Origin of the sequence: Bacillus massilinigeriensis (assembly GCF_900111815.1) — a bacterium.
Taxonomy (GTDB): domain Bacteria; phylum Bacillota; class Bacilli; order Bacillales; family Cytobacillaceae; genus Mesobacillus_C; species Mesobacillus_C mediterraneensis.
In genome coordinates this window covers 1475634-1498373 of sequence record NZ_LT630004.1, presented here as the reverse complement: position 1 = coordinate 1498373, position 22740 = coordinate 1475634, and the positions used below count along the sequence as shown (strand labels likewise).

Genomic DNA, 22740 nt, shown 5'->3' with positions numbered 1-22740 from the left:
CCTCCTCAACCTAATTTTTTAAAAGCAATATGAAAATCCTGCTCCGTTAGTAATGATGAATCATCCCCATGGTTTTCACTCCATTTTTCTTTGATCAATCTATATGCTTGCTTTTGAATTGCTTCATCCAAGATATTCACAGCATACCGACCATTTCCGTTATTCCTTTCTCTATCAAGGTTTTGTAGTAAAAACGTTTTTGCTTCGCTTGAAACAATGTATCCGTATTTGGAGGCTCTTGTTTCGATAATTTTGAACAGTTCTTCCGCTGTATAGTCTTCAAATGTAAAATATTTTTTGAAACGAGATTTTAATCCTGGATTGGAATGAAGAAGAGCGTCCATCTCATGAGGATACCCTGCGAGAATAACAACAAGATTTTCATTATGCCTTGTCATTTCCTCTACAAGGGTTTCAATTACCTCCTTGCCATAATCCCCTCCGCTTTCTCCAAGAAGAGAGTATGCTTCATCGATAAAAAGGACACCGCCTAGAGCTTCCCTTATCTTTTTTCTTGTTTTCCCAGCAGTCTGGCCAACATATCCTGCAACAAAATCCGCTCTTGATGCTGAAACCATGTGACCACGCTTAAGCATGCCGTATTCTTTGAGCAGCTCAGCATAAATTCTTGCTACAGTGGTTTTTCCTGTTCCCGGGTTACCACTGAAAACAGAGTGAAGCTGGATTGGAACCTCGGGAAAGCCTTGATCCCTGCGGAATTTCTGAATGCGTATAAATGCAATAAGGTTGTTCACTTCTTCTTTCACACCATGAAGCCCTATCAGCGCTTCCAATTCTTTCTTCGGGCTCGTTACAGAGGTCGGTAAAGCACACGTGAAATCTTGAGCATCGAGAACAGATAGCGAGGGAATGGTAGAGAACTGGACTGCCTTCGAGCCTTTCTTAAAAATGGCATCATTAATTATATTTTTTACCGTTCTCGCATTGCCGAAAGTTTCATCCACCTGTTCTCTTGATATTCTTCTCTTTAATTCCTCCCGTGCCTTTGATGTTAAAACATAATCGTTTTCTTCTGCTATTTGTAAACCAATTGCTACAAGTTCTTCCTCTGTATAATCAGGGAGATGAATTTGTGATGACGCTGGAAAACGACTGCGAAGCCCAGGGTTTGTATGAAGAAATGCCCTCATTTCTTCCGTGTAGCCTGCCAGAATGACGGCGAACTTACCCCCATATTCATAGCTTGTCATGAGGGAGACAAGGGTATCGATGGCCGTTTGACCGTAATCGTTACCTGATTGTCCCTCACGTTTCAGACTGTATGCCTCATCAATAAAAAGCACACCGCCAAGCGCTTTTTCCACAGTGCATCTTACATTTTCCTCCGTTTGTCCAACGAAGGCCCCGACAAGCTGAGAACGGTCTGTTTCAATGACTTCGGAGCTGGAAAGCACTCCTAAATCTTTATATATTTTAGCCAACAACCTAGCAATGGTTGTTTTCCCTGTACCTGGATTTCCTGTTATGACCATGTTTAAATTTAATGCTTCTTTTGTCCGGTATCCAAGATCTTTTCTTTTCTTTTGATAAGAAAGATACTTGTAATGATCGTTTACCCTCTGTTTCACTGCTGCAAGCCCAATCATTTTGTTCAATTCTTCTAATGGTCCTGTTTCTTCTAAGAGGGGTATTTCTACTGCTTCAAATTCTTTTTTCCATTCCGATTTAAGCTTTCCAAGTTCTTTTAGGGTTTTTTTCATTTCTTCGTAATGAACAGAAGTATGGAAGACACCGGAAATGGATGCTTCGTATTCAATGGATGCGTTCAAAAGAACGAAAGTTTCCTTTATTATTTTCTCAAGTAGGCTTATGAGACGAACATTCTTTTCAGATTCCGATCCGCATGCTTTCAAATCATGAAGATGGCGGTTACCTTTTGATAGAAAAGTTCGGCAAATATTGATGAAGTGTTCTGCAGTATTTTGCTTTGCCGCACGATTATCCGTTTCTCTTAATGGAGGAAAATGGAGGCTTGATAATATATCTGCTTTACTTCTCCACTTTTGTTCAGCAAGTGCTTCCTGAATTTCGATACTTACATTGCCTAGTTCGGTTGCTAATTGCATCCAATTCTCTGCTACTGCATCGATTCCTCTCTTGTTGAGCCTAGAGGTAGCGGCGAGTGAAAGGAGAGAAGAGAGTAGTTGTGGCTGCTTTTCTCTATCTGTCTCGCCAATCAAGAGGAGCAAATCTGCTTCCTCAGATATAGTGCCACACTGCTTAAGTTCTGTTTTCCAACTATTTATTTTATTTTGAATATCCGTACTGTCTCGATGCTTTGATGCCATGTAATATACCTTCTTTAATTTAGTTTATAATCGGTATCTTAACATAGATTCGCAAAAACGAAAAAAGACCCGCCTTTAATCGGCAGGTCCTTTCCTTTAAAGGTTTTCTCCATTTCTCGCATTGTTTTCGTCTTTGATTTCCGAACGGAAACTCTCAATACTGTCTCGTCGGCGCTCATTTTTTGCTTCTATGTTTGCGCGGTCCTTCTGATTTGAATGAGCGATCGCTTCTTCTGCTTCCTCGATATTATCCAATGTGTTGTGAATCATTTGTTGCAGCTTTTCAACATTATCGCTTCTGTCATCAGGGTTTGGCTTAGTGTATCCCATCATATTCCCTCCTTCAAAAGTACAGGATTAGTATGAGGAAATTTAAATAGTTATATGCAAGCGAAAAACAGCGAGAAAAAATCCCGCCAAAATGGCGGGATAGGATAAACATTTATTCCCCTTTTGTTTGGATTACTTGCGCATGCTTACCGGAAGTGTCTTGCATTTGCTTTCCTTTATTACCGCTGAATCCTCGGGGTTGTGTACCTAGATGGCTAGGAACATAATGCTTGCTGTCCTTTTTAGGATTACCCATGTTATCCCTCCTTCACTGTTATTGTTGCCAGCACGAAGGTTCGCATGAATGGTAAATAACAGGCTTTTATTCTGCTTTGCCAAGACGCTTTTCGATTTTTTCTTCGAGCTTTTCTAAAGCAGCACGATCATTCAATATTTGCCGTTTATTTTCAAGAACCAACTCCGCAAAAGAACGCTTTCTCGGTTTTCTCATGAAACTCACCTTCCTTTAATATCATATTAACAGTTATTATGCCCTGAAACGGGTGCAATTATTACAACTTTTTGAAAATTTAATCCTTTCGTGACAAAGAAATGGAAAATGACACTCAAAGAGTGTCATTCACGGGTTTCTATGAAGTTTTGCATTTGTTGATAACTCATTGGACCTATATGCCGCTTGACCAGATATCCTTTTTCATCAACTAGATACGTAGTCGGTATCGAAACAATATAATAATCTTTTCTTGCTTTTTCGGATGAATCTAAGAGAACAGGAAATGAAAGCTTGTGTGCGTTCATAAAAGCTGGAATATTATTTTCTGGGTCAAGGTTTATTGTCAATACTTGTATGTTCTTCTCCTTTGACAGCTTTTCTATAGCAGGCAATTCCTGCCGACATGGCGGACACCATGTAGCCCAAAAATTAAGGAAAATTTTTTCCCCTTTGTAGTCGGTGAGGCTTATTTCATTGCCATCAAGATTTTTCAGGTTGAAACTTGGTGCTTTTTGTATAGTGTATGCCTCTCCGTTTATTGGAAACCCTGCAACAAATGGAAAAGACAGAAGAAATATTAGGACAACAATTCGTTTTTTAATCATTTTTTCCTCCGAATGAACTAGGTTCAAAATAGTTTACCCTAAACAAACAAAAAATAAAGCGTTCGAAAAAGCCAGTACGATGGAACAAAAGTGAAAGTTCCGTAAACAAATCCCTGAATGGTTAAAGCAAGGGGCCATTGTTTTTCTTTGTATTGCCAAAACAGATACGCAAAACTAAGGAAAATACCCACAAACCATTCTCTCCATCCCCCAGCAAGAAACAGGACCGAAAGAGGATCTGTTAAGGTCTGCTCAATCTCAAAAAGAAAACTTGATAATTTTGAGCTAATTATTCCTATAAATACTGCGTTCGTACAAACATCCAGAAAATTACTGGAGAACTCTGGTTCTTCTCTAAGTTTGAATTTAACTACATAATACGCAGAAAAAATTGCCCCTAAGCTGAATATCCAATTTAGTTTAATAATGAAAGGTCCAATCATTATTATCTCCATTTTATTTGAACCCTTTCTCGTAAGTTTCGCCGCTTTTCTTGTCTTGAACAAGATCAATAAAGTGCCTAGCAGGAGAGGATAAAAAATGGTTTTCCAGCCAGATGATACCCATCGAGGAGTTCATGGCTGGCTCCTCCAATGGCACAGTAAATAGACCTTCAAGACTGTGTGACGATAAAACGGACTTAGGCAGAAATGTGGAACCGATTCCTTCAGATACAAGTTCAATTAATACTTTTGTATCAGAGCATTCCCCAACAATGACAGGAGTCAAATGCTCCCGTGAAAAAGATTCAGCGATCGTATGATAAATGCCAAGTCCTTCTGTACTTGGAAGGATAATGGGATATCCTGCTGTTTCCTTTAATGAAATTGTTCCTGTCTTCTTTTCTTTTGTAACAAAAACAAAGGGATCGCTATAAAGGTGTTGGTATGTGAGATCCTTTTGTTCAAGGGGCAGCCTGATAAGTGCTAATTCAATACTTCGGTTTCGAATCTGCTCAGAAAGGAAAGCGGAGTCATTTTGAACTATCTTGAAGGTGACTTGAGGATATTGAAGATGAAAGTCATGAAGCAGTTTCGAGAAATTTGGGAAGGAAAGAGTATTTATTCCGACTGACAGCACCCCTTTTCTTCCTTCTTCTACTTCTGCGAGTTCATTTTTCACTTCCTCCAGGGAATTGACAAGATGCAGTGCATGCTGATAAAGCAATCGGCCTTTATCTGTAAGTTCTAATCTCTTCCCGCTCCTTTCAACCAGCCTGACGCCCAGCTCGCTTTCCAGCTGTTTTAGTTGCATGCTGAGAGGAGGCTGCGAAATATGTAGGCGATTGGCAGCAGCGGTGATGTTTTTTTCTTCTGCAATTGCAATGAAATAACGCAAATTTCTGATATCCATCTTATTTTCCACCATTCGAAAAATATATAATTTCTATTTAAATTATATATTTTTCAAATGATATTTGTCTATGCTACGATCATTTCATTCGTTCTAATTGTTATTTTTTCCTTATAGAGAGGAGCATCACCCCTTGGAGAATTTTTTTAAGATAAATGAAAATAATACAACAATAGGGAAAGAGTTATCAGCAGGGCTGATCTCTTATATTACCGTTGTATATATTATTGTGGTTAACTCTACCATTCTTTCTGTTGCTGGCATTCCTCTAGAAGCCGGAATTATAGCCACAATCTTGTCAGTATTTGTTGGATGTCTTTTGATTGGATTTTGGAGTAACACACCGATGCTCTTGATCCCTGGCATGGGATTAAATGCAATGTTCACCTATACGATTGTTCAATCTGGAGGTTTTGCCTGGCAAGAAGCTCTAGCAATGGTATTTGCAGCCGGAACAATTTTTACGATTCTTGCATTCACTCCCTTGGCAAGAATCATTATTAAAGCTATTCCTGATTCTTTAAAAGAGGCTATATCAGTTGGTATTGGTATCCTTTTGATCCTTATTGGGTTTGATAATAGCAGTATCATCACCAGCTCAGAACATACCCTTTTAGCTATTGGAGATCTTAGTAGCCCGGAAGCAATAATAACATTTGCAGGACTGATTATTACAATTGTTTTGTTCATAAAAAACGTAAAGGGAAACCTGCTCCTTAGCATCGTCATAACAACCGCCCTTTCCCTAATGTTTACAGGCGGAAAGGCTACCGGCCCTCTATTTGAAATGCCTGATTTTGGTGAGTATTTTTCAGTGTTTGGCCAGCTTTCTTGGGCTAAAACAGGCGATTTTGTATTTTGGCTTACAGCCTTTTCCCTTGCAATGGTCGTAATCTTTGAAAACATCGGCTTAGTTCATGGACATGCTAAATTATTAGGACGTCCGGAGTCGTCAAAAAAGGCACTTGAAGCAACCGCTCTTATTGCTATGTTTTCCGGTGTATTGGGAACAAGCCCAACGGTAGCTTCTGTCGAGAGCGCTGCAGGAATTACTGCGGGGGGCCGTACTGGACTGACAAGTATCACAACCGGAGTTCTTTTCCTAGTCTCCTTAATACTCATACCAATCATTAAGTTAGTTCCTCCAAGTGCCGTATCTCCAGTACTTATCTTGATTGGGATATTGATGCTCCAGGGAATTACTGCAATACCGCTCGATGACCTTTCAGAGAGTTTTCCTGCATTATTGATTATTGTCCTGATTCCATTGACTTATAGCATTGCGGATGGAATGGCGATTGGGTTTATCCTATATCCTGTCACAAAGGTTCTGCTTGGAAAAGGCCGGGAAATTTCCCCTGCTCTGTATATGATTGCACTGCTGTTTTTGAGTAGCTTTGTTCTGCAGTATGCTCTTTAATATTGAAAAAACCCCGTGTTTAATAACATGGGGTTTCTGTTATGCAGGTTTCTCGACGAGCATTGTTTCTGCGGGTACTTTTTCTCCAATATAGGCTTGGAGAAAGCTAAGCTGCGCTGATTGAGCTTGGTGAATATTGGACATTCCTTTCATCATCAGGTTTTGCTTTAATATCATCATAGCATTGGATTCATCATCTTCATATCTAGCGTAATAAAGGCTCTCTCCTTGCTCCGGATAAAAGGACTGCAAACTACCATCTTTCTGCACGATATGGTAGGAGATTGGCTCCCTTTTTGTTGTACCACCGATAATTGCATCGAGTTGGAAATGGATGTTAACTGTCTTTGCGGTTTGAAGTAAGGTGTTTCCTTCCTTGATCATTTGGGAAGCAAGGGATACTGCAGCTTCACTATCCGAGGTGTTTATCGGCATAATCATAAAGGATTCATTTGGAGAGAGGATATGGATATGAAAAATTGGAGCATGGCCCATTTTGGGCAATGAGTTTTCAGCTACAAATGATAAAAAGTCTTTTTTGGCAACGATTGAAAAAAGATTCATCATAATCTTCCTCCTTTTCTGTTCCCTATCTTAACCATACTCTATTTCTGTTCTTTATCAATAGTTTAAGAAAGTAAATAATGAGAATTCAGTGAATATTATACCTATGAGAGAAAAATGACAAAAACCCTGCGATTATCCTCGCAGGGTTCTGTTAGTTAGTTAGTTTTTCAGTTTTTCGCGCAGTACCATTTGAAGGATACCGCCATGGCGATAATAGTCAATTTCCACTTCAGAATCAAAGCGGACAAGAACATCAAATGTTTTGACAGTACCATCTTCTGATGTTGCAGTGACGGTAACATGGTCACGTGGTCTTACCTCTTCGTCAATCTTTACAGCAAATGATTCCTTGCCAGTGAGTCCAAGGCTTTCAGCTGAATCGCCTGCCTTGAATTGGAGCGGTAATACTCCCATCAGTACGAGGTTTGAACGATGAATACGCTCAAAGCTTTCCGCAAGGACTGTTTTAATACCAAGCAAATTGGTTCCTTTGGCTGCCCAGTCACGGGAAGATCCCATTCCGTAATCTTTTCCTGCAAGAACCATCAAGCCAGTGCCTTCCTCTTTATACTTCATACAAGCATCATAGATAGACATGACTTCGCCAGTTGGCCAGTAAGTTGTATATCCGCCTTCTGTTCCTGGAGCAATTTGGTTTTTGATGCGAATATTTGCAAATGTACCACGCATCATAACTTCATGGTTTCCACGACGTGAGCCGTAAGAGTTGAAATCACGAGGCTCGACGCCTTTTGAGCGAAGGTATTGTCCCGCTGGTGTATCTTTGCCAATAGCTCCTGCCGGCGAAATATGATCCGTTGTTACGGAATCTCCGAATTTACCGACAATACGGAGGTTTTCTAGAGGAGCAACCTCCCCAGCTTCTGGTGACAACCCTTCAAAGAATGGAGGATTCGCAATGTATGTTGATTCTTCATCCCATGTATATAGCGGTTCATTACTAGTTTTGATTTCATTCCAACGCTCATTATCACTGAATACATGTTCATACTCACGACGGAACAGCTCTGGTGTAACAACCTTGTGTACTACTTCATTTACCTCTGCAGTGGATGGCCAAATATCCTTAAAGAATACATCGTTTCCATCTTTATCTTTACCAATAGGGTCGTTCTGAAGGTCAATATCAACCGTTCCTGCTAGGGCATAAGCCACTACAAGAGGAGGCGATGCAAGATAGTTTGCTTTAACAAGCGGATGGATCCGGCCTTCAAAGTTTCTGTTGCCGGAAAGGACGGATGTGACCATAAGGTCTGCATCTGCAATTGCCTTTTCAATTTCAGGGCGCAACGGTCCTGAATTTCCAATGCAAGTTGTACAGCCATAGCCAACCAGGTTAAAACCAATCGTTTCAAGATATGGAAGCAATCCTGAATCGCGGAGATATCCTGTAACGACCTTTGATCCCGGTGCGAGGGATGTCTTCACAAATTTAGGGACTTCCATTCCAAGCTCAACCGCTTTTTTCGCAACAAGCCCTGCTCCTACAAGAACATAAGGGTTGGAAGTATTGGTGCAGCTGGTGATAGCTGCAATGGCGATGGAGCCAGTCTTCATGACCGTTTTATCGCCATTATTAAACTCAATTACAGTTTCCTTTTTTATTTCTTTCGCGTTAAAGCCAAAGCCCTGATTCCCGGCAGGAGCAGTCAAGGCTTCACGGAAGCTTTGTTGCATTTCTGATAGTGGGATCAAATCTTGTGGTCGCTTAGGCCCAGAAAGATTTGCCTCAATTTCAGAGAGGTTGATTTCTACAACATCCGTATATACTGGATCGTTTTCAGGATGGAAGAACAGTCCGTTCGCTTTGCAATACGCTTCCACTACCTTGATATGTTCTTCAGTGCGACCAGTTAGACGCATATAGTCTAGCGCTTCCGAATCAACCGGGAAGAATCCACAAGTTGCTCCATACTCTGGTGCCATGTTGGCAACGGTTGCACGGTCTGCAAGTGGAAGGGTAACAACACCAGGGCCAAAGAATTCTACAAATTTACCAACAACGCCCTTGCTTCTAAGCACTTGTGTTACTTTCAATGCAAGATCTGTCGCTGTTGCGCCATTAGGCATATTACCTGTCAGCTTAACACCAACAACTTCAGGTACTGGGAAGTAAGATGGCTGTCCTAACATCCCTGCCTCTGCTTCAATACCTCCGACACCCCATCCAAGTACACCGATTCCGTTGATCATCGTTGTATGGGAGTCTGTTCCTACTAAAGAATCTGGGAAGGCTTCAAATTCGCCATTTTCTGATTCTACTGCATGGACAACGTTTGCAAGGAACTCAAGGTTTACTTGGTGTACGATTCCCGTTGCAGGAGGAACAGCACGATAATTATTAAATGCTTTTTGCGCCCAGCTAAGGAACTGATAGCGCTCCGCATTTCTTTCAAATTCAAGCTCCATGTTAACATCAAGTGCATCTGGAGTTCCATACTTATCCACTTGGACAGAATGGTCAATTACTAGGTCCACTGGCTTTTCTGGATTAATTTTGTCTGGGTCTCCCCCAAGGTCCGCCATTGCCTTACGCAACGATGCAAGGTCGACTACTGCCGGAACTCCCGTGAAGTCCTGCAGAATAACTCGGGATGGTTTGAAAGGTACATCGATTTCTTTTACTTCGCTTGTTCCCCATTTTGCTAGATTTTCTACATGCTCTTTTGTAATGACGCGGCCATCATACTGGCGAAGCACGGATTCAAGCAATACTTTAATAGAGTAAGGCAGCTTGGATACAGTGCCAGCACCTGCTTCTTCTAGCGCAGCAAGACGGTAATAATGATAGCGTTTTCCGTCAATTTCAAAATTGCTGCGGGCGTTAAAAACGTCATGATTTGACATAAATCTACCCCCTTATCGATATAATCATATACCAAATAAATGCAAATGTCGAAAAGTTTGAACATAATATCTTGCTATTCGAACTCTCCTTACAATTAAAATCTTACTCTATTATAGTATATAAGTAAATATCAAGAATGTTATTGTTGTTGATAAGAAAAACTTATACTTTTATCTCATCTTTCTTTAAAAAAGCCTTTTTCAGTGTATTTAGCATTTTCATTTTTGATTAAATCGCACTATTACCTTTTTTCATGCTATTGTGCAAAAGTAAAAAGATGTACATGTATAAGGATAAAAAGGGAAAGATAAGCATATGTGGAGGTGAATTTTTTGTCCAAGAGAAAGGCGAACCACATCATTCCGGGAATGAATGCAGCTGCGGCTCAAGGAAAGGGAACGGGGTATAACGAAGAAATGTCCAATGAACCTTTAACAGAACTACAAAAGCAAAACAATAAAAAAAGAAAGAAGAACCAGTAAATGAACAAAAGGAACCGAAGGAGACGAACTCGCTTCGGTTTCTTTTGTTAACTTTCGTTGACTTCTTCTACGATTTTTTGCAAATCGTCCATATATTGCAGCAGTTGTCTACGCTGGATTTCCGAAGCAACTTCAAGCGCTTTTTCAATCTGCTGGTATGCTTCATTCACTTCATTTTTCACATGTTTCAATTGGTGGCCATAGCTGGCGCTATCATGGACTATTTCAAAATAAAGGTCTTGGACTTCTTCATATCCTTGTTGTGCAGCTTGAAAAGCCTGCTGTTTATTTTTCTTGTATGGCATGTTGTGTTCCTCCTGATGTAGATCGTAATACAATGTTAAATTGTACTCCTGAAGAATCTTTTATTCAGTATAAAACCTGCCAGCCCTAAACAACCTAACAACAAGGAGGGATAAAGATGACCAATAAAAACAATGGAAAAGATATGAGAAAAAATGCTCCAAAGGGCGATCAAACAGGCCAGCCAGCACCTTTAAGCGGATCGAAAAAAGTAAAGAACCGAAACCACACTCGTCAAAAACACGGTGGCGGACACGATATGTAAAAAAACCAGGGAGCTGTTCCCTGGTTTTTTAGCCTAATCGAGTCAAAGCCTGAATAATTTCCTCCTCCTCCCTCTCGTCCACTGTCCTAAAATCAAAGAGGAGTTCCTCTTTTTTTATTCTTACAATTATGGGAGGGTTATTTTCAAGCCGAAGCTTTCGAGCCAATTCCTCCGCTGTCAAAGAAACATGTGAAAGTGCCACTGAGTAGGCGGGTAATTCAACATCTGGCATCGTTCCTCCACCTACTTGGCTAAAATCTTCCCGCAAAGTGGCCGAGTAAGAACTGCTTCGTTCCTGTAACCGACGAATGAAAACATTCCCCGTTTCTTTCAATTCATGAGGTTCCTTAAGCAAATCTCTGACAACGGGAATTTGCGCAACACCTTCTTTTCCCTTCACATAATCAGCTAGTGTTCCTTCAAGAGCGGCAAGTGTCATTTTATCTACCCGTAAAACGCGTGCTAACTGGTGCTTTTTTAGTTTATCGATGATTTCTTTCCTACCTGCAATTATTCCTGCCTGAGGACCTCCAAAGAGTTTGTCCCCGCTAAAGGACACTATATCGGCTCCTTGTTTCAGTACTTCGGAGACGATTGGCTCCTCGCCAATATTTTTTGACTTAAAGTCATAAAGAACGCCACTGCCTAAATCTTCGTAAAAGAGAATATTATCATGTTTCGCTGCAAGGGAGGCTAACGCATCACTTTCCACGGTTTTAGTGAAACCAGTAATTCGGAAGTTGCTTGTATGGACCTTAAGCAGCATGCTTGTGTCTTCATTAATAGCATTTTCATAATCAAATAAATGCGTTTTATTTGTTGTGCCCACCTCTATAAGTTTTGCACCGCTCTCTTCCATAATGGAAGAAATGCGGAAGCTTCCTCCTATTTCCACTAATTGCCCCCTTGAAACAATTACTTCTTTTCCAAATGCGAGTGCCTTTAATATTAGATACACTGCAGCAGCATTATTATTAACAATCATTGCTGCTTGGGCACCAGTGATTTCTTTGATCAGCTTTTCTGCATGAAGATGTCTTGAGCCTCTTGAGCCTTCTTGTAAGTTGTATTCAAGGTTAGAGTAGTTTTCAGCTATTTCCGCAACATGTTCTAAAGCTCTGCGGCTTAATCTTGCCCTTCCGAGATTGGTATGGAGGATTGTCCCGGTGGCATTGATGACCCTAGTTAATGTGTAACTCGCTCTCTTTCCAAGCCTACTTCTGGCCTCCGAAAATATATACTCGGAAAAAACTGTCGTACCTGGAATAGGTCCTTCCCACTTTCCCTCGTTTAACTCTTCCCGTATTTCTGTCAGCAAATCCTTTATTGTCTTCGTAAGCTCTGTTGATTGAAAGCCAGTATCGGATAAAGTATGGAGGAATTGGGGTGCCTTTTGCAATTCATGCACTGCTGGCAGCTGTCTCAATAAATGTTTCATCCAGTTTCAACTCCTGTTACTATGGATGTCCTCCATTATATCACTTTACTCTTGCCTCCTAAATCACTTGAAGTGAAAAATGAAGGGTCACTTGTCCTTTCCTGCCTTTTCCTTGCATATAATACACTGAATAAAACACCGGGAGGATTATATGTTTAATTTAATCGAAAAAGCAGTACTAGGCATGGCTTTCCTAAGGTTGTTGTCCGGGACCATCGAAGTAATGGCAGCATTTCTGATGTTGAAGTTAAATGATGTTGGCAAAGCAATGATAGTAAACGGATCACTCGCATTTGTCGGCCCAGTGATTCTTATATTGACCACCACAATAGGTTTACTTGGTCTTGCAGATAAAATTGCGTTTGCTAAGCTCTTTTGGGTGCTTCTTGGTGTAGGTTGTATTCTTTACGGTGTAAAAAGCAACTGACGAACCGTCTCCCTCAATTTTTTATCATAAAAAACCTATGATCTAGGAACAATAGGAGATAGATGATAAACGGAGGGATGATTTTGGGGATTTTAAGCGGTAATCCGAAAGAAGAACCATTGCATGCAGGTGAGGTATTCAGCCTGTGGTCGCATTTACTTGACACTAAAGCTACTCTCGTGACATTGCAAGTCTTTATCAACCATACTGGAGATCATGACTTAAAAGTCTTTCTCGGAGATTTATCCGAAAATTGCATTAAACAGGAGGAACAACAGGTAGAATCCATTCTTAAGGAAAACGGTATTAGGCTCCCCCCTGCACCTCCTGATAGACCTATGGTTCATGTGGAAGATATTCCTGCTGGGGCAAGATTTAACGATCCGGAAATTGCTGCATTGACTGGAAGAGAGCTTCTGGCAGGCAAAGTTCTTTGCAGTTATATAATGGGCATTGCAATACGTGAAGACATTACGGAAATGTATAACGAATTTCATACACAGAAAGCCGAGTACCATGAAAAACTCCTAAAAATAAAGAAAGAAAAAGGGTGGCTAGTAGCTCCGCCGCTCAATATAAAATAATGGGGAGCGTCCAATGATGAAGGGACTGGTATACATTGTCATCAAAAAATAATAGTATGTCGATTGCCGCGATTGGTTCGATTCCCCTAATCATGACTCTCGGTAATTCCATGCTGATTCCAATACTGCCGCAAATGAAATCGGAACTAGGACTGACCCAAATGCAAGTTAGCTTAACGATCACTGTTTTTTCAATTGCTGCTGCTATTTTTATTCCAATACTAGGCTATTTGTCAGATCGGTTTTCCAGAAAAGTTGTGATCATTCCTGCTCTTGTACTATATGGTGCGGGAGCTTTGCTTGCGGGGATTGCCTCCGCTTCTTGGAATAATGCATATATATGGATACTTGCGGGGAGAATTCTGCAGGGAATCGGTGCAGCAGGAACAGCGCCTATTGCGATGGCACTTACGGGAGACCTATTCAAAGGTGGAGAGGAAAGTCGGGTTTTGGGCCTTGTGGAAGCTTCAAACGGATTCGGAAAAGTGCTATCTCCAATCATCGGGTCACTTTTAGGACTTGTCGTCTGGTATGCAGCATTCTTTGCCTTTCCTGTCTTTTGTATTATTTCTATTTTTCTTACATGGGTTTTCATAAAAGAAAAAAGAAACCGACAGGCGCCGCCTCCCTTTGCGAATTATGTTAAGGGGTTACTTAGTGTTTTTAAGCATGAAGGAAGATGGCTCTTTACCACTTACCTTGCAGGTGCGACTTGTCTATTTACCCTTTTTGGAATCCTCTTTTATTTATCAGATTTTCTTGAAACAGAGTATCGAATCGATGGAGTGATCAAAGGGTTAATATTAGCTATTCCTCTTTTGGTGATGGGGACTACATCTTATATTACAGGAGCCAAAATCGGCAAAAATATGTACTTAATGAAGCGGCTGATTGTCCTTGGCTTTGTTTTGATGACTATTTCTTATATATTGTTAACACTTGTGGAAAGGCTTGTTCCCTTCTTATTTATATTGGTGCTTAGCAGCGTAGGAACAGGCTTAGTCCTGCCATGTATAAACAGTCTGATAACAGGTTCCGTCGGGAAAGAACGGCGAGGCTTTGTTACTTCTCTGTATGGTTCGGTAAGATTTTTGGGAGTTGCAATTGGTCCTCCTATTCTGACAAGGCTAATGGACTGGTCTCGGGTAGGCTTGTTCCTCTCACTAGCTTCGCTGACGCTGGTTGTTGGGTTGCTTTCATTGCTGTTGATACACGTTTCAAAATCCGACGGGAAAAAGAAAAAATCAGCGGTACGCTATAAATATGTATAGCGGCCGCTATTTCATTTTTTCCTCATTCCGAGCGTGTATGTTCCATAAAAGTCAGCACTGCAAACCAGATCCACTACTTTTGTCGATATCCATTGACTTAATAAAGCTTGGATAATAATTTGCCAATTAATGATAGAAGCAGTAAGGAGGAAAATAACTCCGTTCATCCAGAAAAGCGGTTTCCCTGGAAGCGTATTTCTGTAATTCGAAATGATGAGTGCAACAACTCCGATGCCTCCATTCGATACGCCTTCCCGCAACAATATACCTACACCAGCACCTAAAAAGAGAGACCCGAACAGGATATCAGTCCAAACAAATCTTTCAGGTATGGAAAGATTTTCCTGAAAAAAATAAACGGATAAAGATGTCATTGTGATAGATGCCATTGTCCATAGGGCAGTACTGTTTCCAAGGAAACGGACTGCAATGGCAAGCAGCGAAAAATTAACAAGCCAAAGGGCAATGCTCATATCAATACCAACCCAGTAATTCAACAAAACGGCGAGACCTCCGGCTCCTCCTGAAGGGATGGAATGCGGGAACAAGAAAACACCCATACCAAAACCTTGTATGATCCCTCCCGCAATCACCAGGCCATTTTTCTTGAAAAAGTGGCGCAAAATCATCAACCCGCTATTTATTCCGACATGCCAAACAGTATTTGGATAAGCTCTCTTCTATATGTATTCAGCTTTTTTCCTTATATGAACAGCTTATTCAATCTTTCCGTTATGCTTGATGCTTTCTAATAGCTTCTGCTGTATACTTGTTTTTGGAGGTGACACACTTTGAGCGAACTAGAAAAAATCCGCCTGACTTCCCTTTCCACGAAAGCTGGCTGAGGATGCAAGATCAGTCCTGAGGACTTGACGCAAGTTTTGCGTCTATTACCAAAACAAAACCATGTACCTGAACTGCTTGTGGGACATGAAACTTCCGACGATGCAGGTGTGTATAAGCTGACAGATAGCATTGCATTGATCCAAACAGTCGATTATTTCACACCGATCGTTGATGATCCTTATATGTTTGGGCAAATTGCTGCCGCAAACGCGCTTAGCGATGTGTACGCAATGGGTGGAGAACCGAAAACTGTAATGAATATAGTCGGATATCCCGTTAAAAAGCTTGGTCCTGACATGCTGGCCGAGATACTGCGAGGTGCAGGTGATAAGGTGAAAGAGGCTGGGGCTATAACTGTTGGTGGTCATTCTGTTGATGATCAGGAACCAAAGTTCGGCTTATCCGTAACAGGAATCGCCCATCCAGATAATATTTGGAAAAATGTTGGAGCCCAGACTGGCGACGTTCTTGTATTAACAAAACCGCTTGGAGTCGGAATATTGACTACTGGAATCAAGCGAGGGGTTGTTACGAAGGAGCAGGAACAGGCAGTGACAGAGACGATGGCGCTATTAAACAAATCAGCTGCAAAAGCGCTGCTTGATTTTCATCCACACGCTGTAACGGATGTAACTGGGTTTGGACTTCTTGGACATGCTAGTGAAATGGCGAGAGGAAGCAATGTTACCCTTCATATTGAAGAGGGATCTGTTCCGGTACTTGACGGGGCCTATAAACTGGCCGGAGAAGGTGTAGTTCCAGGCGGGTCGAAAGCCAACCATTCATGGGTCGATGATGATGTTCACTATGAAAACATTCCTCTTGATGTTCAACTTGTATTAACAGATGCAATTACTTCAGGTGGATTGCTTGTTGCACTTCCTGCTGAAGAAGCACAAGACTATGTTCATGTTGCCAAGGCTGCGGGCCTGACTTACGCCGCAATTATCGGCAAAGTACAGGACTTTGATGGAAAACTGATAAGAGTAAGCAAAAAAGGTGAAATATTGTAATTTCACCTTTTTCGCTTACTCTTTATTTTTAAATCAACCTGTTTCCCTATGAAAAAGTCCAACTATTTCTACTGTTTCCGTAATGTTGACGAATGCGGTTGGATCAACTTTCGAAATAAGTATTTTCACCTGTGCGAGTTCATAACGGGAAATGACGGTCAATAAGACATTTCTTCGCTCATTAGAGTAAGCCCCGACTCCATCCATTATCGTTAATCCATGGTAAATGTTTTGTAAAAGCTGCTTTTTCATCTCCTCACCTTTTCCGGTTATGATGGTGAGGGTTAATTTCATATGGTGTGTATAAACCGTGTCAATAACTTTTCCTGTTGTATAAATGGAGACAAGGGTTGTAAGTGCAGTATCCCAGTCAAACAGGAAACCGCTCGCCAGAATAATGACTGCGTTCATTACTGAAAGTAGCATTCCAATTGGGAAGTCTTTTTTTCTAGTAACAATCATCCCAATAATATCAATCCCGCCTGTTGAACCCCCGCTGCGAAAAACAATGCCGATACCGAGGCCAGCTGCAGCGCCACCGAATATAGAGGAGAGAATATCATTATGGGACACCATATATACTGGTATGATAGAAAGCGCGCCCGAAATGACCATAACGGATAATATCGTCTTCCCAATGAATGTTTTGCCTAGCTTAAAATAGCCAAGCACAAGTAAAGGTAAGTTTAGCAATAAATTAGCAAGTCCAGTATCCATTGGTGTCAACATGCCAATCATCATTGAAATGCCGCTCAGTCCGCTACTGAGGACATGGTGTGGAATCAGAAATAGATTAAAGGAAGCAGCCAAAATTAATGATCCAACTAAGATTCCCATGATTTGCATTTCATCTTCCCCCATTATTATTCTCTTTATATAATGAGAATACAAAGCCCGAACACGGTTGTAAACTTAATAGTTTCTTATAATTATTTAGAGAAATCAGTATTTTTTTGGATCCTATTATATGTTTACTCATAGAAAAAAGTGGTTGAAATTATCTCAACCACTCTTCATTCACACTATCCAAGCTTAGCTTTTAATTTATTAAGCATATCGATTGACATCGAGGATAGGTCATATTTAGCTTTAAAGCCCCATTCTTCCTTTGCAGCTGAAGAATCAATGGAATTCGGCCAACTATCAGCAATACTTTGCCTAATCGGGTCGACATCGTAGCTCATTTCAAATCCAGTTATATGTTTTTTTATCTCCGCGGAAATTTCCTCTGGTGAGAAGCTCATTGCGGAAACATTAAACGAGTTCCTGTGTATCAGCTTTTCTGGACTTGCTTCCATTAAGTTAATAATAGCATCTAGGGCATCAGGCATATACATCATATCCATATAGGTTCCTTGCTCAATATAGGAAGTATAGCGGCCGTTCTTGATTGCTTCATAGTAGATTTCTACCGCATAGTCAGTTGTGCCTCCACCTGGAGGAGCTACATAGGAAATCAATCCAGGAAACCTAAGTCCTCGTGTATCGACTGCAAAACGGTGATAGTAATAATCAGCAAGCAGTTCTCCTGCAACCTTGTTCACACCATACATTGTCGTAGGTCTCTGAACGGTATCCTGCGGTGTCAAATCTTTTGGCGTACTCGGACCGAAAGCTCCAATAGAGCTTGGCGTAAAGAATTGGCACTTTTGTTCCCTAGCGGTTTCAAGTGCGTTCATTAGGCCCCCCATATTAAGATTCCAAGCAAATACAGGGTTGGCTTCCGCTGTGGCTGAAAGAAGTGCAGCCATATGAATAATCGTATCAGCTTTATGGTTTTCAGCTAGACTGGCCATCTTCTTTCCATCCATCACATCTAAGATGGAAAATGGCCCTCCTTTTGCAGCATCGCTATCATTTTCTCGAATATCGGTAGCCAGTACATTATCTGCTCCATAAATATCTCTAAGTTTGATCGTTAGCTCTGAGCCTATTTGGCCAAGAGCACCCGTAATCATGATTCTTTTCATGACTATTTCCCCCACCTATTCTCTCTTTTTTGCAAGTAATCATTTCCTTAAATGATGCCCATCTCTTTGCCCACTTTTTCGTATATAGAGATGGCCCTGTCCAGCATCTCTTTCGTATGGGCAGCAGAAGGCATATTTCTCACCCTTCCTGTCCCTCTAGGGACTGTCGGGAACACAATCGACTTTGCGTAGACACCTTCTTGGTTCAATCTTTTGCTGAATTCCTGGGTTTGTACCTCGTCACCAATAATGCATGGCGTGATTGGAGTTTCACTGGCGCCAATATTGAAGCCAAGCTTTTTTAGTCCAGCTTTCAAATAATCTCCATTCTCCCAAAGTTTTTTATTCAGTTCAGTACTATCTGTTAATATTTCAATCGCTTTAATGCAGGCTGCTACATCGGCTGGTGTTAATGAAGTGGAAAAAAGAAACGGTCTGCTTCTTACTTTAAGCCAATCAATCAAATCTTGCTTACCTGCAACATATCCACCTACTACTCCAATTGCCTTTGACAAAGTTCCGATTTGAAAATCAATCTTATCGGATAGGCCGAAATGTTTAACCGTTCCAGCTCCATCTCCCAACACGCCTGATCCATGAGCATCGTCAACGTATGTGATGAGATCAAATTCCTCTGCGATTTCCACGATTTCCGGAAGCTTTGCAATGTCCCCGTCCATCGAGAAAACACCATCGGTAATTACCATGATTTTATTGTAAAGACCAGATTCTTTTGCCTCTTTTGCTCGTGCTCGTAAATCTTCCATATCAGAATGATTAAAACGAATAATTTTTGCTTTAGACAAACGACATCCATCGATAATGGATGCATGGTTTAATTCATCGGATAAAATAGCATCATTTTTGTCCATTACAGCTGAAATGGCTGCCATATTACAGTTGAATCCTGATTGATAAGCAATTGCTGCTTCTGTTTTCTTAAATTTAGCCAGTTTTTCTTCAAGTTCCAAATGAATTTTAAGCGTACCGTTTATGGTTCTTACTGCCCCAGCGCCAGTTCCAAACTTTTTCACTGCATCTATCGCTGCTTCTTTCAATCTGTCATCAGTTGCAAGTCCAAGGTAATTGTTTGATGATAGGTTGATCAATTCCTTTCCAGCAATGGTAATCATAGGGCCGTTTGGACTTTCAAGAGGGTCAATCACATTATAAAGACCTTTTTCTTTCAAGTCGGCAAGGTTTACCTTCAAAAAGTGATCCAAATTTTTACTAGTCATGCCAATCCCCTTCCTCGTTAAATTACATTTGTCCTTCTGAGAAAAACAGTGAAAGACTGTAATCACAGTTATTCAACATGTATACTTTAACATAAAAATCCTCGCTGTACACACACGAGGGACATTTTAGGTAAAATATCTGCTTTCCTTTATTATCTGGAAAGTGGAAAAATAAAAAAGAGGAGCATAATGATTTGCTCCTCTTCTTAATCATTTCGGCTTTCGTTTTTTTCCTCTGAACTTAAAGCCTTTTATTCTAAGGCGTTTTGGCAGCGGCATCCGGATAAAAGTAATCCTAGTTTCCTTCTCCTTCATATACCTGACGATGATGAATAAAATATAGGTTCCAAGTGCCACATAAAAGAAGAAAGGAACCTGCTCAAACTTTGTTTTTGCTGCAAAATAAAACATATAAAAAATGAACAATGTTATCAAAATGCTGTTTTTCGGCATTCCGACTTTCTTAAAGCTTGGTATCTTCACTGTACTGACCATCAAGAAACATAGAAGGTAGAACAGGACGGTAAATATAACCAAAGGAATATAGTGATGAAGCACTACAAGGAACGTGACTACTCCTCCAGCAAGTGTTATTGGAATACCTGTGAAATGTTTGAGTGATTCATCGGAAGATGTAATGTTAAAGCGAGCAAGTCTGTAAGAACCGAAAATTGGAAACAATCCAGCCAACATTGTCCCATAAATGGTAAAGTCGTTAAAATATGTATGAGATACTAGGAATGCCGGAGCCACACCAAAAGAAACAATATCCGCGAGTGAATCCAGTTCCTTACCAATTGGGTTAGATACGCCTAGTATCCTGGCAACCCTTCCGTCAACGGCATCAAGCATGATAGCAATGAAAATCAGAATTGTAGCGTTCCTAACATCATCATTCATCATATAATGGATGGATAAATAACCACAAAATAAATTCCCGAACGTAAAAAGATTTGGTATATGTTTCTTCATTACACGCTGCCCTTTCCTGATAGCTTTTTTTCGAAACCTTATCTAATAGGCCCATTCTATACTCAATGTAATATTCCATAAAAATATTATTTTCCCTTTAAATTTCGGCATGAAAACAAAAATATTAAAGGAAAATGCGTATTGATTAGTCCCTGTACACAATTATAACAGCAAATCGCTATTGGTCAAAACTACCTCTTCCACCAGTACGATCATAATTCGCCACTAAAGCTTCAAAAAGATGGGCATAGTAACATAAGATATACAAACCAGGAGGCTGAAATATGAGACGAAAATGGAGAAAATACGGTTTAGCTTTAACGGCATCTGCACTATTAACCTTGGGAATGTCTGGCTGCAATACTGATGGTGATGATGATAAGGAAAAGCCGGTTTTAGATGACGAATTTAAGAAAAGTGACAGAAATTCTAATGATACAGGAAAATAGCAAAAAAGCCTTCGTAGAGAAGGCTCAGGCTGTCGAGAAACTCTCGACAGCCTAATTTTTATCCGATTTCTTTAACCATTCACCGCGTTAATTTGATATAATATTATTAATATGACACTTAGGATGGTGGATGCGATGTTCAAACCGAAAAGGGAATTACAAGGAGAAGCAGAATTTGTTTTAATTGAGGATTTGGTTCCCCAGGATCACTTTTTAAGAAAGGTGGACCAGTACATAGACTTTTCTTTTATCGGGGAGAAATTGCGTCCTTATTATTCCGAGAGTACCGGGCGTCCTTCGGATCCACTAGTTCTATTTAAAATGATGTTTATTGGTTATTTTTATGGCATCCGTTCGGAACGCCGATTAGAACGGGAAGTGCAAACAAATGTAGCCTATCGATGGTTTCTTGGCTTGAAGCTCAATGATCCTGTGCCGGACCACTCGACCATCAGTTGGAATAGAAGAACCCGTTTTAAAGATACGAATATCTTTCAAGAAATTTTTGATGAGATTGTCCTGTTAGCCATGAATCATAAAATGGTTGGTGGAAGAGTTCTGTTTACTGACTCTACTCACCTTAAAGCGAATGCCAATAAGCACAAGTTTACACGGGAAGAAGTCGAAGTGGAGACTCGGGAATACATAGAAGAACTCAATAGAGCTGTGGAAGAGGATAGATTCCAACACGGAAAAAAGCACTAAAAGAAAGAGAGGAGGTGACAGAGACCAAACAAATTCGAAAAAGCACAACCGATCCAGATTGTGGCTTCATGTCCAGGGAAAATAAGCAGGAGATGTTCTGTTATCTTGATCATCGAACAACCGATATGAAGTTCAATATCATTACTGATGCTTATGTTACTCCGGGAAATGTCCATGACTCTGTCCCTTATCTTTCTAGGCTTGACCGTCAGATGGATCGTTTTGGATTTAAGGTAGAAGCAGTGGCACTCGACTCAGGATATTTAACAAATCCAATTTGTAAAGGACTTCATGACCGTAAGGTTTTTGGAGTGATCGCCCATCGTAGATACCAGCCGACAAAAGGACTTTTTCCTAAATGGAAGTTTACCTATCATAAAGAGAAAGATGTTTACATTTGTCCAAATGGACAGGAGTTAGTTTATCGTACAACGACAAGAGAAGGTTACCGTGAATATAAGTCAGATCCAAAGAGATGTTCCGTATGCCCCCTCCTAAAGGAGTGTACCCGATCAAGGAATACACAAAAGATTGTTACGCGCCATGTGTGGGAAGAATTCAAGGAGAAGGTTCGTCAAAACAGGCTCTCCCTCTCTGGAAAGATGCTTTATAAGTTCAGAAAAGAAAAAGTAGAGCGAAGCTTCGCAGATTCAAAAGAACTGCATGGGCTTCGCTATTGCCGGTTACGGGGATTGCACAATGCGAGTGAGCAGGTCCTACTCACTGCAGCGTGCCAGAATATAAAAAAGATCGTCACACACCTAGCAAGGCTAGGAAAGTGAGTGGCGATCTTTGTTTTTTTATGAAAAGGAAATATTAAACAGTAAAAAAGCTAAATGGAATTAAAATAAAAAAGCTTGTGGAAGAAAT

At 40.6% G+C, this 22740-nt stretch carries 25 protein-coding genes; 9 read left to right on the top strand and 16 right to left on the bottom strand.

Annotation, left to right across the window (positions count from 1 at the left end; all coding sequences use genetic code 11):
• Positions 1-5 precede the first annotated feature (5 nt).
• The 7 genes from BQ5796_RS07840 to BQ5796_RS07810 form a co-directional block, all read right to left on the bottom strand.
• On the bottom strand, positions 6-2309 hold the full coding sequence (locus BQ5796_RS07840; protein WP_071459729.1) for an AAA family ATPase: 2304 nt from the start codon (positions 2307-2309) through the stop codon (positions 6-8).
• Positions 2310-2405: 96 nt separating this feature from the next.
• On the bottom strand, positions 2406-2639 hold the full coding sequence (tlp, locus tag BQ5796_RS07835) for a small acid-soluble spore protein Tlp (protein WP_071459728.1): 234 nt from the start codon (positions 2637-2639) through the stop codon (positions 2406-2408).
• 112 nt (positions 2640-2751) lie between these two features.
• Positions 2752-2895, bottom strand: coding sequence for an acid-soluble spore protein N (locus tag BQ5796_RS07830; RefSeq protein WP_071459727.1), 144 nt, complete (start codon positions 2893-2895; stop codon positions 2752-2754).
• A 66-nt stretch (positions 2896-2961) separates the two neighbouring features.
• Positions 2962-3090: an FbpB family small basic protein gene (locus BQ5796_RS07825; RefSeq protein WP_071459726.1), complete on the bottom strand. Its 129-nt coding sequence runs from the start codon at positions 3088-3090 to the stop codon at positions 2962-2964.
• Between the two features lie 125 nt (positions 3091-3215).
• Complete coding sequence (locus BQ5796_RS07820) at positions 3216-3698, bottom strand: TlpA family protein disulfide reductase (RefSeq protein ID WP_071459725.1); 483 nt, start codon at positions 3696-3698, stop codon at positions 3216-3218.
• Between the two features lie 38 nt (positions 3699-3736).
• Positions 3737-4153 (bottom strand): hypothetical protein, encoded by a 417-nt coding sequence (locus BQ5796_RS07815; RefSeq protein WP_071459724.1) that lies wholly within the window; start codon positions 4151-4153, stop codon positions 3737-3739.
• Between the two features lies 1 nt (position 4154).
• Positions 4155-5051: a LysR family transcriptional regulator gene (locus BQ5796_RS07810; protein ID WP_071459723.1), complete on the bottom strand. Its 897-nt coding sequence runs from the start codon at positions 5049-5051 to the stop codon at positions 4155-4157.
• 133 nt (positions 5052-5184) lie between these two features.
• On the opposite strand from BQ5796_RS07810, the gene BQ5796_RS07805 reads away from it, so the two are divergent.
• On the top strand, positions 5185-6471 hold the full coding sequence (locus tag BQ5796_RS07805; protein WP_083413077.1) for an NCS2 family permease: 1287 nt from the start codon (positions 5185-5187) through the stop codon (positions 6469-6471).
• Positions 6472-6510: 39 nt separating this feature from the next.
• Here BQ5796_RS07805 and BQ5796_RS07800 read toward each other — a convergent pair whose 3' ends face one another.
• Positions 6511-7038, bottom strand: coding sequence for a hypothetical protein (locus BQ5796_RS07800; protein ID WP_071459721.1), 528 nt, complete (start codon positions 7036-7038; stop codon positions 6511-6513).
• Positions 7039-7197: 159 nt separating this feature from the next.
• On the bottom strand, positions 7198-9906 hold the full coding sequence (gene acnA / locus BQ5796_RS07795; protein WP_071459720.1) for an aconitate hydratase AcnA: 2709 nt from the start codon (positions 9904-9906) through the stop codon (positions 7198-7200).
• A gap of 333 nt (positions 9907-10239) precedes the next feature.
• On the opposite strand from acnA, the gene sspO reads away from it, so the two are divergent.
• Positions 10240-10389, top strand: coding sequence for a small acid-soluble spore protein SspO (gene sspO / locus BQ5796_RS07790; protein WP_071459719.1), 150 nt, complete (start codon positions 10240-10242; stop codon positions 10387-10389).
• Positions 10390-10436: 47 nt separating this feature from the next.
• Here the strand turns inward: sspO and BQ5796_RS07785 are convergent, their stop codons facing one another.
• A complete protein-coding gene (locus BQ5796_RS07785; protein ID WP_071459718.1) occupies positions 10437-10694 on the bottom strand; it encodes a hypothetical protein in 258 nt (85 codons plus the stop codon).
• A gap of 116 nt (positions 10695-10810) precedes the next feature.
• Here BQ5796_RS07785 and BQ5796_RS07780 point away from each other — a divergent pair, with 116 nt between their 5' ends.
• Positions 10811-10957, top strand: coding sequence for a small acid-soluble spore protein P (locus tag BQ5796_RS07780; protein ID WP_071459717.1), 147 nt, complete (start codon positions 10811-10813; stop codon positions 10955-10957).
• A 28-nt stretch (positions 10958-10985) separates the two neighbouring features.
• On the opposite strand, the gene selA is transcribed toward BQ5796_RS07780, so the two are convergent.
• Complete coding sequence (selA, locus tag BQ5796_RS07775) at positions 10986-12395, bottom strand: L-seryl-tRNA(Sec) selenium transferase (protein WP_071459716.1); 1410 nt, start codon at positions 12393-12395, stop codon at positions 10986-10988.
• Between the two features lie 151 nt (positions 12396-12546).
• Here selA and BQ5796_RS07770 point away from each other — a divergent pair, with 151 nt between their 5' ends.
• The 3 genes from BQ5796_RS07770 to BQ5796_RS07760 all read left to right on the top strand — a co-directional run bounded on the left by BQ5796_RS07770 (position 12547) and on the right by BQ5796_RS07760 (position 14677).
• On the top strand, positions 12547-12822 hold the full coding sequence (locus BQ5796_RS07770) for a YqhV family protein (RefSeq protein ID WP_071459715.1): 276 nt from the start codon (positions 12547-12549) through the stop codon (positions 12820-12822).
• A gap of 83 nt (positions 12823-12905) precedes the next feature.
• Entirely contained in the window at positions 12906-13406 is a 501-nt protein-coding gene (locus BQ5796_RS07765) for a DUF3231 family protein (RefSeq protein ID WP_071461200.1), read from the top strand.
• A gap of 56 nt (positions 13407-13462) precedes the next feature.
• On the top strand, positions 13463-14677 hold the full coding sequence (locus BQ5796_RS07760) for an MFS transporter (RefSeq protein ID WP_097677988.1): 1215 nt from the start codon (positions 13463-13465) through the stop codon (positions 14675-14677).
• Positions 14678-14688: 11 nt separating this feature from the next.
• Here the strand turns inward: BQ5796_RS07760 and BQ5796_RS07755 are convergent, their stop codons facing one another.
• A complete protein-coding gene (locus BQ5796_RS07755; protein ID WP_234969321.1) occupies positions 14689-15300 on the bottom strand; it encodes a YitT family protein in 612 nt (203 codons plus the stop codon).
• 168 nt (positions 15301-15468) lie between these two features.
• On the opposite strand from BQ5796_RS07755, the gene selD reads away from it, so the two are divergent.
• Positions 15469-16536, top strand: a complete 1068-nt coding sequence (gene selD, locus BQ5796_RS07750) for a selenide, water dikinase SelD (protein ID WP_083413076.1) — start codon at positions 15469-15471, stop codon at positions 16534-16536.
• A gap of 33 nt (positions 16537-16569) precedes the next feature.
• Here the strand turns inward: selD and BQ5796_RS07745 are convergent, their stop codons facing one another.
• The 4 genes from BQ5796_RS07745 to pssA form a co-directional block, all read right to left on the bottom strand.
• Positions 16570-17397 carry a YitT family protein gene (locus tag BQ5796_RS07745; protein ID WP_234969320.1) on the bottom strand — a complete coding sequence of 276 codons (828 nt, stop codon included), beginning with the start codon at positions 17395-17397 and terminating at the stop codon, positions 16570-16572.
• Positions 17398-17558: 161 nt separating this feature from the next.
• Positions 17559-18506, bottom strand: a complete 948-nt coding sequence (locus BQ5796_RS07740; protein WP_071459711.1) for an L-threonine 3-dehydrogenase — start codon at positions 18504-18506, stop codon at positions 17559-17561.
• A gap of 47 nt (positions 18507-18553) precedes the next feature.
• Positions 18554-19744: a glycine C-acetyltransferase gene (locus BQ5796_RS07735; RefSeq protein ID WP_071459710.1), complete on the bottom strand. Its 1191-nt coding sequence runs from the start codon at positions 19742-19744 to the stop codon at positions 18554-18556.
• 210 nt (positions 19745-19954) lie between these two features.
• Positions 19955-20716 carry a CDP-diacylglycerol--serine O-phosphatidyltransferase gene (gene pssA / locus BQ5796_RS07730; RefSeq protein WP_071459709.1) on the bottom strand — a complete coding sequence of 254 codons (762 nt, stop codon included), beginning with the start codon at positions 20714-20716 and terminating at the stop codon, positions 19955-19957.
• 284 nt (positions 20717-21000) lie between these two features.
• On the opposite strand from pssA, the gene BQ5796_RS18105 reads away from it, so the two are divergent.
• A complete protein-coding gene (locus BQ5796_RS18105; protein WP_159430989.1) occupies positions 21001-21165 on the top strand; it encodes a hypothetical protein in 165 nt (54 codons plus the stop codon).
• A gap of 135 nt (positions 21166-21300) precedes the next feature.
• Positions 21301-22652, top strand: a protein-coding gene (locus BQ5796_RS17355; protein WP_097677987.1) for an IS1182 family transposase whose coding sequence is annotated in 2 segments (ribosomal slippage) — positions 21301-21865 and positions 21865-22652 — 1353 coding nt in all. Because the reading frame shifts where the segments join, the coding sequence is not laid out codon by codon here.
• Positions 22653-22740: the final 88 nt, after the last annotated feature.